The following is a 14,210-nucleotide window of genomic DNA, read 5'->3' on the forward strand; positions in this document are numbered from 1 at the left end:
GCCTCTCATGACCGACTTGCCCAAACTCCGCAGCCGCGCGTGGTTCGACAATCCCGAGAATATCGACATGACCGCGCTTTATCTGGAGCGCTATCTGAACTTCGGGTTGAGCCTTGAGGAACTGCGTTCGGGCAAGCCGATCATCGGCATCGCGCAGACCGGCAGCGACCTCAGCCCCTGCAACCGCCATCACCTCGTGCTCGCCGAACGGCTGCGCGAAGGCATTCGCGAGGCGGGCGGGATCGCGCTCGAATTCCCGGTCCACCCGATCCAGGAGACCGGAAAGCGCCCGACCGCCGGGCTCGACCGCAACCTCGCCTATCTGGCACTGGTCGAGGTGCTCTACGGCTATCCGCTCGACGGCGTCGTGCTGACGATCGGCTGCGACAAGACCACGCCCGCCTGCCTGATGGCGGCGGCGACGGTCAACATTCCCGCGATCGCGCTGTCGGTCGGGCCGATGCTCAACGGCTGGCACAAGGGTGAGCGGACCGGCTCGGGGACGATCGTGTGGAAGGCGCGCGAGCTGCTCGCGACCGGCGCGATCGACGATGAAGGCTTCATCAAGCTCGTCGCCTCGTCGGCGCCCTCGACCGGCTATTGCAACACGATGGGCACCGCGACGACGATGAATTCGCTCGCCGAGGCGCTCGGCATGCAGCTGCCCGGCTCGGCCGCGATCCCCGCGCCCTACCGCGACCGCCAGGAAGTCGCGTACAAGACCGGCAAGCGCATCGTCGACATGGTCGCCGAGGATCTGAAGCCCAGCGACATCCTGACCAAGGAGGCGTTCCACAACGCGATCGTCGTCAATTCGGCGATCGGCGGATCGACCAACGCGCCGATCCACCTCGCCGCGATCGCGCGCCACATCGGCGTCGACCTGCCGATCGACGACTGGCAGACGCACGGTCACAAGGTCCCGCTGATGGTCAACCTTCAGCCCGCCGGCGAGTATCTCGGCGAGGATTATTACCATGCCGGCGGGGTGCCAGCGGTGGTCGCCGAGCTGATGAAGCAGGGCCTGATCCACGAAGACGCGATGACCGCCAACGGCAAGAGCATCGGCGACAATTGCCGCACCGCGACGATCGAGGACGAGCGCGTCATCCGCCCGTTCGCGACCCCGCTGCTGGAGGATGCCGGCTTCATCGTGCTCCGCGGTAACCTGTTCGACAGCGCGATCATGAAGACGAGCGTCATCTCGCCGGAATTCCGCGAACGCTATCTCAGCAATCCGGACGATCCCGAAGCGTTCGAAGGCCCCGCGGTCGTGTTCGACGGCCCCGAGGATTACCACCACCGGATCGACGATCCGTCGCTCGGCATCACCACCGATACGCTGCTGTTCATGCGCGGTGCCGGCCCGATCGGCTATCCGGGTGCCGCCGAAGTCGTCAACATGCGTCCGCCCGCCTATCTGATCCGCGAAGGCGTTCACGCGCTTCCCTGCATCGGCGACGGTCGCCAGTCGGGCACGTCTGGCTCGCCGTCGATCCTCAATGCCAGCCCCGAGGCGGCGGCAATGGGCGGCCTCGCGCTGATCCGCACCGGCGACCGGGTTCGCATCGATCTCGGCAAGGGCAGCGCCGATGTCCTGATCTCCGATGAGGAACTCGCCGAGCGGCGCCGCACGCTGACTGCGGCGGGCGGCTATGCCTTCCCGCGCTCGCAGACGCCGTGGCAGGAAATTCAGCGCGCCACGGTCGGCCAGATGGAAACCGGTGCCATCCTCGAAGGTGCGGAGAAATACCAGCGCATCGCCCAGACGATGGGCCTGCCGCGCGACAACCACTAGGTCTGAGCCGCCGGGTCGCGCACGCCGCGCGGCCCGGCGGGCGCGAACAAATTCCTTGCATAACTTACTATTTTGCATTGCAGCATGGGCTGATGTGATTACTTAGCACGCTAATGACTTCCCCCCGCGCTAAGCTCGAATCCTCCTACGCTCGCACCCTCCTGCCGCTCGCGCGCAGCTGGCGGCAGGCGGCCGACCATGCGCTCCGTGACATGGGGGTGTCGGCATCGACCGGCTGGGCGCTTGTTCAGGTCGGGCGGCTGGGCGACGATGTGCGGCAGATCGATCTCGCCTGTGAACTCGACGTGACACAGGCATCGCTGGTGCGCTCGATCGACCAGATGACCGCCGCCGGGCTTGTCGAGCGCCACCGCGATCCCGCCGATGCGCGGGTCAGCCGGATCCGCCTGACGCCACACGGGCGGCGGCTCGTCACCACGATCGAGGCGAAGTTCGCGACGCTGCGCCATGCGATGCTCGAGGGCGTGCCGGACGACGATCTGGCCACCGCGCTACGTGTTGCGGAACGGCTCGGCGCGCGGTTTGTGGCAGATCGCGGACGATGACGCTGTCGCGTTTCGGGGGGAAGGAGGCGCTCTTCTCGGTCAAATGCTTCGTCGCCGCGATCCTCGCTTATTACATCGCGCTGCGGATCGGTCTGACGCGGCCCTATTGGGCGGTGACGACGTCCTATATCGTCGCGCAGCCACTGGCCGGCGCGGTGTTGTCGAAGGCGGTGTTCCGGGTCGCGGGGACCGTGCTTGGCGCGATTGCCGCGGTCGTGCTCGTGCCGAACCTCGTCAACGCGCCCGAACTCCTGTCGCTCGGCCTCGCGCTGTGGCTCGGGCTGTGCCTCTACATCTCGCTGCTCGACCGGACGCCGCGGGCCTATGTGTTCCTGCTCGCGGGCTATACCGCCAGCATCATCGGGTTTCCGTCGGTTGCGGCGCCGGGCGCGGTCTTCACCATCGCTGCGCTGCGGGTGCAGGAGATCACGATCGGTATCCTGTGCGGCAGTCTGATCCACGGCCTCGTCTTCCCGCAGACCGTCACCGCCGTGCTGCTCGGCCGGATCGACGCGATCCTTGCCGATGCGGAACGCTGGTCGCGCGATTCGCTTGCGGGGGAAAACGATGCCGCGCTCGACCGGGACCGGCGGCGGCTGGCGCTCGATATCAACGAGTTGCACCAGCTTTCCATTCACTTGCCGTTCGACACCGCCCGGTTGCTCCCGCGCGTCCGGACGTTGCGCGCACTCCAGGCGGAGCTGTCGATGCTGTTGCCGCTGGCGAGTGCGATCGACGACCGGATCATCGAACTCAAGCGGGGCGCCGACATGCCGCGCCCCGAGGCGCTCGCGCTGATCGAGGACGTTCGCGAATGGCTGCGCGATCCCTCTTCCGCATCGGAGCGCGGCGCGCACGCCGATGAGCTGATCGCCCGGGCCTGCGCGCTCGAACCCGCGCCCGGCAGCGCGCTGATCTGGCGTGACGCGTTGCGGCTGAGCCTAGTGGCGCGGCTCGGGGAACTGGTCGACGCGCATCGCAACGTGCGCGACTTGCGCGATCAGATGCGATCGCCGTCGCGCGCGCCCGTCACCCCCGCCGTCGCGCGACTGCTCGCACGCTCCGCCCGCAGACCGCTACACCGCGATCGCGGCATCGCGCTACGGGCGGCCGCGGGCACGGTGATGACGATCCTGCTGGGCTGCGCCTTCTGGATCGGAACCGCATGGACCGACGGTGCGGGCGCGGTGCTGATCGCGGGGGTGTGCTGCGCCTTGTTCGGCAACAGCGACAACCCGGCGCCGGCGATCAAGGCATTCTTCTATGGCACGATCCTCGGCCTGGTCGTGTCGGCCGTCTATGCGTTTGCGATCCTGCCGCGCGTGACGGACTTCGTGACGCTGGCCGCGGTGCTCGCCCCGCCAATGCTGATCGGAGGAATGTTCCTCGCGCGGCCGGCAACCTTGCTCGTGACGCTGGGCGCATTGCTCGGCGGACTCAACACGGTCGGGCTGAACGACCGGTTCGGCGGCGGGTTCGACCAGTTTATGAACGGCGCGATCGCGCAATTGATCGGGACGTTGTTCGCGGTCGTCACGGTCGGCCTGTTCCAGACGATCGGCGCGCAGACCAGCGCGCGGCGGTTGCTCCGTGCCGGCTGGCGCGAACTGGCGACGCGCGCGGATTCGACCGGCCGGCCCGATACGGCGGGCTGGATCGCGCGGATGCTCGACCGGATCGGCCTGCTCGCACCGCGGCTGGCGCTGCAGGGCGAGGATCCCGGCAAGCCGCTGCTCGATGCGCTGACCGACCTGCGCGTCGGTGTGGCGGTCGGCGAACTCCGCCAGCTCAGCATCGACGGTCCGGTCGACGAGGCAGCGATGATCACGCCGGTGCTGCGCGGGGTCGGCACGCATTACCGCGCACTACGCCCCAACCAGCCGGCGCCCCCCGAACCCGATCTGCTCGCGGGGATCGACCGCGCGTTGACCGGCTTCGCGTCGAGCATGCCCGAGCGCCACCGCACCAGCGTGCTCGCGCTCACCTCGTTGCGCCGCAACCTCTTTCCCTCGGCCCCCGCCTATACGGGCTCGCCGGAGATGCCTGCATGACCGGCGAGATCTCGATCGGCGGTGTCTATCTGCCGACCCTCCTCCTGCTTGCGGTCGCCGCGGTCGTGCTCACGGGCGTCGCCACCCGCCTGCTCGCCTTTGCCGGGGTGTACCGCGCGGTGACCTATCGTCCGCTGGTCGACCTGGCGCTGTTCATCCTCATCCTCGGGCTGCTTGCCCTGCTCACCGGACCCTCCTCATGACCTCGCCCCGTCTCAAGTCCCTGCTGGCCCCGCTCGGCCGTTCCGCCGTCACCTTGGTCATCGTCGCGCTCGCGGTGGTTGTCGCGCTGTGGCTGTGGAAGCGCTATGAGAGCGATCCGTGGACGCGCGACGGGCATATCCGGGCGGACATCGTTCGCGTCACGCCCGATGTCGCGGGTCTCGTCACGCGCGTCGCGGTGCGGGACAACCAGACGGTCAAGCCCGGCGACGTGCTGTTCGTGGTCGATCGTCCGCGATTCGAACTGACGCTTGCGCAATCTGACGCCTCGATCGCGAGCGCGCGCGCGACGCTGCTGCAGGCGCGGCGCGAGGCACAGCGCGACCTCGCACTGGGCGACCTGGTCGCCAAGGAAACGCACGAACAGAATGTCGCGCGCGTCGCCACCGCCTCGGCGACGCTCGCGCAGGCCCGGAGCGCGCGATCGACCGCGGCGCTGAACCTCGCGCGGACGACGGTGCGGGCGACCGTGCACGGCATCGTCACAAATCTCGACCTGCACCCCGGCGACTATATCGCGGCGGGTGCACAAGCGATGGCGCTGATCGACACGGACTCGCTTCGCGTCGAGGGGTATTTCGAGGAAACCAAGCTCGGCAGCATCCATCTCGGCGACCCGGTGACCGTGCATTTGATGGGCGAAGCGCAGGCGTTGCACGGCCGCGTCGATAGCATCGCGGCGGGCATCAATGACAGCGAACGGACGAACACGACCAACCTGCTGCCCAATGTGAACCCGACGTTCAACTGGGTCCGCCTCGCACAGCGCATCCCGGTGCGCGTGAAGCTGGTGCAGGTGCCGAAGGGTGTCCCGCTTATCGTCGGGCGGACGGCGACGGTGACGGTGGAACCCAAACTTCAGTCGGGAGCGCCGGCGTGATGAGCACGCGTTTCTCGCCGATCAGCCGTTCCCCCACCCTCCGCGGTCTCGCCGCGAGTATCCTCGCGCTCGGCCTCGCCGCCTGCACCACCGCCGGCCCGGACTATGCGCGCCCCGACCACGCCGTCGCCGCGATGCCAGCCGCGCAAGGCGCGTTCGACAGCGGTCACGAGGCCGCGTTCGTCGATGCCCCCCTCCCCGATCGCTGGTGGCAGCTCTATGGCGATCCTCGGCTCGACGCGTTCGTCGCCGAGGCGCTGGCGGCGAACACCGATCTGCGCGCGGCCGATGCCAATCTCCGCCGCGCCGACGCGGTCGTTGCGGAGGTTGCCGCCGGGCGGACGCTGTCGACCACGATCGGCGGCGGTACGTCGATCGACCGGCCCTATGCGAGCCGCGGCAACCTGCCCGGAACGCTTGACGCCAATCTCGGCATCACCCTCGCCTACCCGCTCGACCTGTCGGGGCGCATTCGGCGCGCGATCGAAGCCGCGCAGGGCGATGCGCAGGCGGTTGCCGCCGCGCGCGACGACGTCCGCGTGACCGTCGCTGCCGAAACCGCGCGCAGCTATGCCGCGGTGTGCACGGCAAACATGGTGCTCGCCGCGAACAGTCGCGTCCTGGCCCTGCAACGCCAGACGCTCGACGTCACGCGCCGCTTGCAGCGCGGCGGGCGCGGCACGGCGTTCGACGTCACGCGCGCAAGGACTGCGGTCGATCAGAGCGAGGCGTTGATCCCGTCACAGGTCGCGACGCGCACCGCCGCGCTCTACCGGCTGGCGACGCTGATGGGGCGCGCCCCCGCCGCCTATCCCGCCGAGATCGCGACCTGCGCAAAGCCCCCCGCACTCACCCGGCCACTGCCGATCGGCGACGGCGCCGCGCTGATCCGCCGCCGGCCCGATATCCGTCAGGCCGAACGCGCACTGGCCGCAGCGACCGCGCGGATCGGCGTCGCCACCGCTGACCTGTATCCGCAGGTCAGCCTGGGGGGATCCGCCGGGTTCACAGGGCCGGTCTCGACGCTCGGATCCACTAGCGCGTTTCACCTGGGGCTCGGCCCGCTCATCAGCTGGAGCTTTCCGAACCGCCCGGTCGTCCGTGCACGGATAGCGCAGGCCGGCGCTGCGGCGGATCAGGCACTGGCGCAGTTCAACTCGACGACGCTGGAGGCCTTGCGCGAGACCGAGACCGCGCTGTCCGCCTATGCGCGTGAAGGCGACCGCAACGCCGCGCTGTCGCGGGCGCAGGCGAGCGCTGCGACCGCCGCCGGCCAGGCGGGCACGCTTTATCGCTTTGGCCGAACCGATTTCCTGTCGCTGCTGACCGCGCAGGCGGCCCTGACCACGGCCCAGGCCAACCTCGCCGCGTCCGACGCGTTGTTGATCGATCGTCAGGTCGACGTCTTCAGGGCCTTGGGCGGCGGGTGGCAGGCATGAGACTTCGCCGGCGCGGGCTCGCCGCGATCAACAGCGAAGTCCGCGACGGCATCGTCCCGGCCGCCGACACGATCGCCCGGGTCCCGCGCGACGCCGGCGAGCAACCGCACACGCCGAGCAACTACCGTGTCACCGCGCTGATCATCGCCTGTGCGCTGTTCATGGAGCAGATGGATTCCACCGTGCTCGCGACGGCGTTGCCGACCATGGCGCGCGATTTCGGCGTGCCCGCGACGAGCATGGGATCGGCACTTACCTCCTATCTGCTGGCGCTGGCGATCTTCATCCCGGCGAGCGGGCGGCTTGCCGACCGGTTCGGATCGCGCACCGTGTTCCGGGCCGCGATCCTGATCTTCGTCGGCGGTTCGATCCTGTGCGGTCAGGCGACCAGCCTGGGTTTCATGATGGGCGCGCGGTTCCTGCAGGGTCTGGGCGGTGCGATGATGATCCCGATCGGGCGTCTCGTCCTGCTTCGCAGCGTGGCCAAGGAAGACATGGTGCAGGCCATGTCGTGGCTGATCATGCCCGCGCTGATCGGTCCGATCCTCGGGCCGCCGGTCGGTGGCGCGATCGTCACCTATCTGGACTGGCGCTGGATCTTCTACCTCAACATCCCGATCGGCATGGTCGGCGTGGTGCTCGTCACCCGCTATATCGGTGATGTGCGCGAGGATCGGCCGGCACGGTTCGATGTCCCCGGCTTCATCCTGTCAGGCGTGTCGCTCGGCTGCCTGTTGTTCGGGTTCGAGATGACCAGCCGCACGGGCGAATTAACGCAGGCCATCGGGCTCATTGCAATCGGCCTGGTCGCAGGCGTCGCCTATATCCGCCACGCCAGACGCCGCAGCGATCCGATCCTCGACCTGTCGCTGATGCGGATCCCGACCTTCCGCCTGTCGGTGATCGGCGGATCGCTGACGCGGATCACGCAAGGCGCGCAACCGTTCCTGTTGCCGATGATGCTCCAGCTCGGGTTCGGCATGACCGCGGCGGCAAGCGGTGCGATCACGATTGCCGGGGCGATCGGTTCGCTGATGATGAAGAGCCTCGCCCCCCGCGTGCTGCGACGGTTCGGATTCCGCAACAGCCTGATCGTCGGCGGCCTGTGTTCGAGCGGCGGCTACGCGGTGTGCGGGCTGTTCCGCCCCGACTGGCCCATCCCCGTCATCTTTGGCGTCCTGATGCTCTCGGGCTTTTTCATGTCGTTCCAGTTCTCCGCCTACAACACGATCGCCTATGACGAGATTCCATCGTCACGGATGAGCAGCGCGACCAGTTTCTACGCAACGTTCCAGCAGCTCATGCTCTCGCTCGGCATCTGCGTCGGCGCGGCCGCGTTGCATGTCGGCATGCTCGGATCGGGCACGACACGCCCGGTGCTCGCCGATTTCACCCTCGCATTCCTCGTCGTGACGGCGGTGTCGGCGGCCGCCACGATCTGGAACCGCCGTTTTGCCGTCGATGCCGGATCCGATCTCAGCGGACACCGCCAAGTGCCTGCGCGACCCGGGATGGCCGCGGGTCGATAACCCCTCCCGGCACACCGGCGCGGCGATCAGCCCCGGAGGCGTTCCGCGAGAAAGTCGACGAACACCCGGACACGCGCCGGCGTGTTGCTACCGCCGACGAAGAGCGCGTGGATGTGTTCGACGTCGCCCGGATTATACGCCTCGAAGAGCGGGACGAGACGGCCCGCGGCGATATCGTCGACGACGCTGAACGCACCGACGCGCGCGATCCCGACGCCCGCGGCGGCCAGCTGCCCCAATGTTTCGCCGTTATTGGCTTCGATATTGCCGGTCACGACGAGCGCCATGTCTACTTCATCGACACGGAACGGCCAGACGGGTTCGACCCGACGAAAGTTGAAATTCAGGCAGTTGTGCCGGTGCAAGTCCTCGGGCTTGGTCGGGGTACCACGCCGCGCCAGATAGTCGGGTGCCGCGACGATCACCCGCCGGCTCTCGCCGAGCTTCCGGGCGGTCAACAGGCTGTCGACCGGCGGACCGAAGCGGATCGCGACGTCCGCCTGCCCCGCCGCGACGTCGACGATCGTGTCGGTCAATGCGATATCGACGAGGATATGCGGATAGGCCTCGGCAAAATCGCCGAGCAGCGGGACGACGCACAACCGCCCATGCGACAGCGCGGCACTGATCCGCAGCCGTCCCCGGGGCGCGCCCTGATCGGCGATCTGCTGCTCTGCATCGTCGAGGTCGGCGAGGATCCGGCGCGCCGTCTGAAGATAGGCCTGCCCCTCGGCCGTCGGGGTCAGCGCACGGGTCGACCGCAGGAGCAGCCGGACGCCGAGCCGGGCCTCGATCCGGTCGATCGCCCGCGCCACCGCGGACGGCGTCAGTCCGAGCACGCGTCCCGCCCCCGAGAAGCTTCCCTCGCGCATGACCACGGCGAAGACCTCAAGCGCGCGGGCCCGATCCGCCCCCATTCCCGTCTGTGCGTTCAAGTCAAAGGTCCTTCGTGGCGATACAGCCTAATCGGCCCGTGCACTTCGACCTATCTATGCGTCTAAATCGCAGCCGGGTACACCGCGATCGGGATCAAGATATGGACTATCGCCAATTGGGATCGTCGGGCCTGCGGGTGCCGGCATTGAGCTTCGGAACCGGCACCTTTGGCGGAACGGGTCCGCTGTTCGGCGCCTGGGGATGCAGCGACGCCGTCGAAGCCCGACGACTGGTCGACCTGTGCATCGATGCCGGGATCACCCTGTTCGACACCGCCGATGTCTATTCGCACGGCGCGTCCGAGACGGTGCTCGGCAGCGCCATCAAGGGGCGGCGTGATCAGGTGCTGATCTCGACCAAGACCGGCCTGCCGATGGGGGACGGGCCACAGGACTGGGGCACGTCGCGCGCCCGGCTGATCCGTGCGGTCGAGGAGTCGCTGCAACGTCTCGGCACCGACCATATCGACCTGTTGCAGCTTCACGCCTTCGACGCATCGACCCCGACCGAGGAAGTGATGGCGACGCTCGACCAGCTGATCGCGGCGGGCAAGGTTCGTTATGCCGGGATATCCAATTATCCCGGGTGGCAGGTGATGAAGGCGCAGAACTTGGCCGACCGCCATGGCTGGTCCCGGCTCGTCGCGCATCAGGTCTATTATTCGCTCGTCGGTCGTGCGTACGAAGCAGACCTCATGCCGGTCGGTGCCGACCAGGGCATCGGCGCGCTCGTCTGGAGCCCGCTCGGCTGGGGCAGGCTGACGGGCAAGATCGGCCGGGATCGACCGGTGCCCGCTGGCAGCCGGCTTCACGACACGGAGCAATTCGCGCCGCCCGTCGACGCCGAGCTGCTCTACCGCGTGGTCGATGCACTCGAGGTGATCGCGGCCGAAACGGGCAAGAGAGTGCCGCAGATCGCGATCAACTGGCTGCTCCGTCGGCCGACCGTCGCGTCGGTCATCATCGGCGCACGTACCGAGGCGCAGCTGCGCGACAATATCGGTGCGGTCGGCTGGGCCTTGTCGGTCGAACAGGTCGCCGCGCTCGATGCCGCCAGCGCGGTTCTGCCGCCCTATCCGCACACCCCCTATCGTCAGCAGGAGGGTTTCGCCCGGCTGAACCCGGCGATGGTCTGACCCGCCCACGTCATCAGGAATACAGCGATGAAATTGAACCCCGGGCTTCTGGCCCTGTCCGTCGGCGCGTTCGGCATCGGCGTGACCGAATTCGCCCCCATGGGCCTGCTCCCCGTCATCGCCGGCGATCTTGGCGTTTCGATCCCGACCGCGGGCCTGCTCATCAGTGCCTATGCGCTGGGCGTGGTCATCGGCGCACCGCTGATGACACTGACGACCGGGCGCGTGCCGCGCCGGACGCTGCTGATCAAGCTCGCGGGCATCTTCACGATCGGCAACCTGCTCGCCGCAATGTCGACGGGGTACGGCATGCTGATGGCCGCGCGGATCCTGACGTCGTTCAACCACGGCGCGTTCTTTGGGGTCGGGGCGATCGCCGCCGCCAGCCTTGTCCCGCCCGAACGCCGGGCCGGCGCGGTCGCGGCGATGTTCATGGGGCTGACCATCGCCAATGTCGTCGGCGTTCCGCTCGCGACATGGGCGGGCGATCACCTCGGCTGGCGCGCGTCGTTCTGGGGTATTTCGGTGCTGGGCTTAGCGACGATGGCGGCGCTGCGGCTGACGCTTCCCGTGCTGCCCGCGCCGACCGGCACGGACCCGAAGGCCGAACTGCGCGTCCTCACGCGCGGGCCCGTGCTGGGTGCGCTTGGCCTGACGGTCGTCGGCGCCAGCGCGATGTTCACCGTCTTCACCTATATCACGCCGATCCTGCGCGAGGTGACGCAGGCGTCGCTCGGCTATGTCACCGCGATGCTGGTGACCTACGGCGTCGGCCTGACGGTCGGCAACTGGCTCGGCGGGCGGTTCGCCGATCGCTCGGTCGACCGGACGCTGATCGTGACGCTTGCGCTGCTGACCGCGATCCTGGTCGCCTTCGCCGTGCTGATGCCGTTCAAGGTGCCGACCGCGATCCTCATCTTCCTGTGGGGTGTCGCCAGCTTCGCGCTCGTCCCCCCGCTTCAGGTCCGCGTCATGCACGCCGCCGCCGACGCGCCGAACCTCGCCTCGGCGATGAACATCGGTGCGTTCAACCTGGGCAACGCGATCGGCGCGGCGGTTGGCGGCGGCGTCATCGCGGCAGGCCTCGGCTATCCGATGGTCGCGCTTGCGGGTGCCGGGGCGTCGGCGCTGGGACTGGTCGCGGTCCTGATCAGCGTCCGCCGCCGCGCGACAGCCCCCGCGCCGTCCGCTATTTCCCCCGGCTGTCGAGCGTCTGCGCCGGCAGATGCACGGTGACCGTCTGCGCGATGCTCGCCGCCGAGTCGGCCAGCATGACCTGATAGTCGCCCTCCGCGATCTTCCACGTCGCGGTTGCCGTATCGAAGGTCGCAAGCAGGCGCGGGTCAATCATCGTCGCCACCGACTGGCTCGCCCCCGGTGCCAGATCGACCTTCTGGAACGCGCCGAGCCGCTTGGGCGCTTCCCAGCCCGGCGCCGCGACATAGACCTGGGCGACGGTCTTGCCCGCGACCGACCCGGTGTTGCGGACCGCGAACGTCGCGACGATGCCCTTCCCCCTTGTTTCGGCCTTCAGACCGTCGAGCGCGAACCGGGTATAGGACAGGCCGTAGCCGAACGGGAACAGCGGCTTGCGGCCGGTCTTGTCGAACCACTTGTAGCCGATGGCGGCGCCTTCGATGTCGTAATTGCCCATCGGATGCGCGTCACGGTCGAGCTTCGGGTCGCCTTCCAGAACCGGGCGCGGCAGTTGCGACAGCGACGCGGGGAAGGTCGCGGGAAGGCGACCCGACGGATTGATTTCGCCGGTCAGGATGCGCGCGATCGCCTCGCCGCCCGCCGTGCCCGGATACCAGGCCTCGATCACCGCGCCGACCTTCGACAGCCACGGCATGACGACCGGCCCGCCCGTCTCGAGCACCACAACGGTCTTGCGGTTGGCGCGCGCGACCGTGTCGATCAGCGCATTCTGCGCATCGGGCAACGCCAGGTCGGGGACGTCGATCGACTCCCCCGTCCACTGTTCGCCAAAGACGATCACGATATCGGCCTTGCGCGCCGCCGTCGCCGCCGCGCGCGGATCCTTGCCGTCGAGATAGGTGACGCGGGCGCCGGTGCGGGCCTGCAGCGCGGTCATGGGCGACGATGCGTGATAGGTCTTGGGGCCGGGAAAGCCCTTGTTGAACTCGTCCGGCACGATCAGGCCGCTGGTCGGCGCGTTGTGAGAATAGACCTGCGACGATCCGCCGCCCGACAACACGCCGACATCGGCATGCGCACCGATGAGCAGGATCGACTTCGCCGTTTTCGCTAGGGGCAGCAGATTGGCGTCGTTCTTCAGTAGGACGATGCCCTCCTCGGCATCGCTGCGCGTGACCGCCGCGTGTGCGGCATAGTCGATCGTCGCCGCGCGATCGCCGCGGACCGGCGCGTCGAATGCGCCCACCGAGAACATCCCCCACAGCACGCGTCGGGCCATGTCGTCCGCGCGCGTCGTGCTGACATGGCCGTTATTCACCGCTTCGCGCAGCGCTTCGGAGAAATATGGCGACCGATCGAACGCCCAGCCCGATTGCTGGTCGAGCCCGGCATTGGCGGCTTCCGTCGTCGAATGGGCAGCTCCCCAGTCCGACATCACATAGCCCTTGAAGCCCCAGTCCTTCTTCAGGACCGTGTTCAGCAGCCAGTCGTTCTCGCACGCATAGTGACCGTTGACGCGGTTGTACGAGCACATCACCGAACCCGGCTGACCGATCTCGTTGGCGATCTGGAACGCCAGCAGATCCGACTGGCGCGCCGCCTGTTCGCCGATGCGGTGATCGATCGTGAAGCGGTTGGTTTCCTGCCCGTTGAACGCGTAATGCTTCATCGTCGAGACGACATGCTCGGACTGGATTCCCTTGATCGCATGCCCCGTCATGACGCCCGCGAGCAGCGGGTCCTCGCCGCCATATTCGAAATTGCGGCCGTTACGGGGTTCGCGCAGCAGGTTCATGCCGCCCGCCAGTTGCACGTTGAAGCCCGACAGGAACGCCTCGTTGCCGATCATCGCGCCACCGGCTTCGGCGAGCGCCGGGTTCCACGTCGCCGCGGTCAATATTCCCGATGGCAACGACGTCCGCAGCCGCGGGGTTGCGCTGCGCTGGCTGGCGACACCGACCCCCGCATCGGTCTGCCACTGGCTCGGGATACCCAGCCGCGCGATGCCCGGAACGATCCCCGCGGATCCCGGCAAGCCGTCCTTCGGAAATTCCCAGTTCTTGGTCGGCGTCTTGAGCCAGGCGGCATCGGTCGAAAAATAGCCGAAGGTCAGCTGCAGCTTCTCGTCGAGCGTCATCTCCTTGAGGATGAGATCGGCGCGGACGGACGGATCGAGACTCGTATCCATCCACGGCCGCGCGACCGGCGCATCGGTCTTCGCCGCCGCCGCCGCGGGCGCGTTGTTCGTCGTTTGCGCCAGCGCGGGCGAAACCCCGATTACACCGACTAGCACCGCGCTGCGCAGCAAGACGTTCAGGAGCGATCGGGTACCGCGCGTCATCATCACATTTCTCTCTCTACATGCCGTCTCGAGACGGGCAGCGCATGCTGTCCCGCCTCGTCTCGTTTCGCCCGATCTAGCCCGGCATTCGTCGCGGCGTCCAGATGTCCGCCGCGACTGTTCAGGCCCGAAGGGATTTCGTGTCCGTGCCCCCT

Annotated in this window: 11 protein-coding genes; 9 read left to right on the plus strand and 2 right to left on the minus strand. The window is 68.0% G+C overall.

The genetic code is table 11. The annotated features are described in order from the left end of the window. Positions 1-7: 7 nt before the first annotated feature. The 7 genes from NEF64_RS12305 to NEF64_RS12335 all read left to right on the plus strand — a co-directional run bounded on the left by NEF64_RS12305 (position 8) and on the right by NEF64_RS12335 (position 8,485). Positions 8-1,798 carry an IlvD/Edd family dehydratase gene (locus tag NEF64_RS12305; protein WP_056407585.1) on the plus strand — a complete coding sequence of 597 codons (1,791 nt, stop codon included), beginning with the start codon at positions 8-10 and terminating at the stop codon, positions 1,796-1,798. A gap of 113 nt (positions 1,799-1,911) precedes the next feature. Beyond that, entirely contained in the window at positions 1,912-2,364 is a 453-nt protein-coding gene (locus NEF64_RS12310) for a MarR family winged helix-turn-helix transcriptional regulator (RefSeq protein WP_056407583.1), read from the plus strand. Then, positions 2,361-4,415, plus strand: coding sequence for an FUSC family protein (locus tag NEF64_RS12315; RefSeq protein WP_056407581.1), 2,055 nt, complete (start codon positions 2,361-2,363; stop codon positions 4,413-4,415). Before NEF64_RS12310 ends, NEF64_RS12315 begins: the two co-directional genes overlap by 4 nt. Beyond that, on the plus strand, positions 4,412-4,618 hold the full coding sequence (locus NEF64_RS12320; protein ID WP_056407580.1) for a DUF1656 domain-containing protein: 207 nt from the start codon (positions 4,412-4,414) through the stop codon (positions 4,616-4,618). Before NEF64_RS12315 ends, NEF64_RS12320 begins: the two co-directional genes overlap by 4 nt. Continuing rightward, positions 4,615-5,517 carry an efflux RND transporter periplasmic adaptor subunit gene (locus NEF64_RS12325; RefSeq protein ID WP_056407578.1) on the plus strand — a complete coding sequence of 301 codons (903 nt, stop codon included), beginning with the start codon at positions 4,615-4,617 and terminating at the stop codon, positions 5,515-5,517. Before NEF64_RS12320 ends, NEF64_RS12325 begins: the two co-directional genes overlap by 4 nt. Next, a complete protein-coding gene (locus tag NEF64_RS12330; RefSeq protein WP_056407576.1) occupies positions 5,517-6,956 on the plus strand; it encodes an efflux transporter outer membrane subunit in 1,440 nt (479 codons plus the stop codon). The genes NEF64_RS12325 and NEF64_RS12330 overlap by 1 nt, the downstream gene beginning before the upstream one ends. Then, positions 6,953-8,485 (plus strand): MFS transporter, encoded by a 1,533-nt coding sequence (locus NEF64_RS12335; protein ID WP_199849001.1) that lies wholly within the window; start codon positions 6,953-6,955, stop codon positions 8,483-8,485. The genes NEF64_RS12330 and NEF64_RS12335 overlap by 4 nt, the downstream gene beginning before the upstream one ends. Before the next feature lie 26 nt (positions 8,486-8,511). On the opposite strand, the gene NEF64_RS12340 is transcribed toward NEF64_RS12335, so the two are convergent. After that, positions 8,512-9,402: a LysR family transcriptional regulator gene (locus NEF64_RS12340; RefSeq protein WP_156360455.1), complete on the minus strand. Its 891-nt coding sequence runs from the start codon at positions 9,400-9,402 to the stop codon at positions 8,512-8,514. 119 nt (positions 9,403-9,521) lie between these two features. Here NEF64_RS12340 and NEF64_RS12345 point away from each other — a divergent pair, with 119 nt between their 5' ends. After that, positions 9,522-10,556 (plus strand): aldo/keto reductase, encoded by a 1,035-nt coding sequence (locus tag NEF64_RS12345; RefSeq protein ID WP_056407573.1) that lies wholly within the window; start codon positions 9,522-9,524, stop codon positions 10,554-10,556. Between the two features lie 27 nt (positions 10,557-10,583). Beyond that, entirely contained in the window at positions 10,584-11,792 is a 1,209-nt protein-coding gene (locus NEF64_RS12350) for an MFS transporter (RefSeq protein ID WP_252573790.1), read from the plus strand. On the opposite strand, the gene NEF64_RS12355 is transcribed toward NEF64_RS12350, so the two are convergent. Then, positions 11,746-14,055: a glycoside hydrolase family 3 C-terminal domain-containing protein gene (locus tag NEF64_RS12355; RefSeq protein WP_252574946.1), complete on the minus strand. Its 2,310-nt coding sequence runs from the start codon at positions 14,053-14,055 to the stop codon at positions 11,746-11,748. The genes NEF64_RS12350 and NEF64_RS12355 overlap by 47 nt on opposite strands. Between the last annotated feature and the right edge of the window lie 155 nt (positions 14,056-14,210).

It is taken from the genome of Sphingomonas aerolata, from assembly GCF_023935825.1.
Taxonomy (GTDB): Bacteria; Pseudomonadota; Alphaproteobacteria; order Sphingomonadales; family Sphingomonadaceae; genus Sphingomonas; species Sphingomonas aerolata.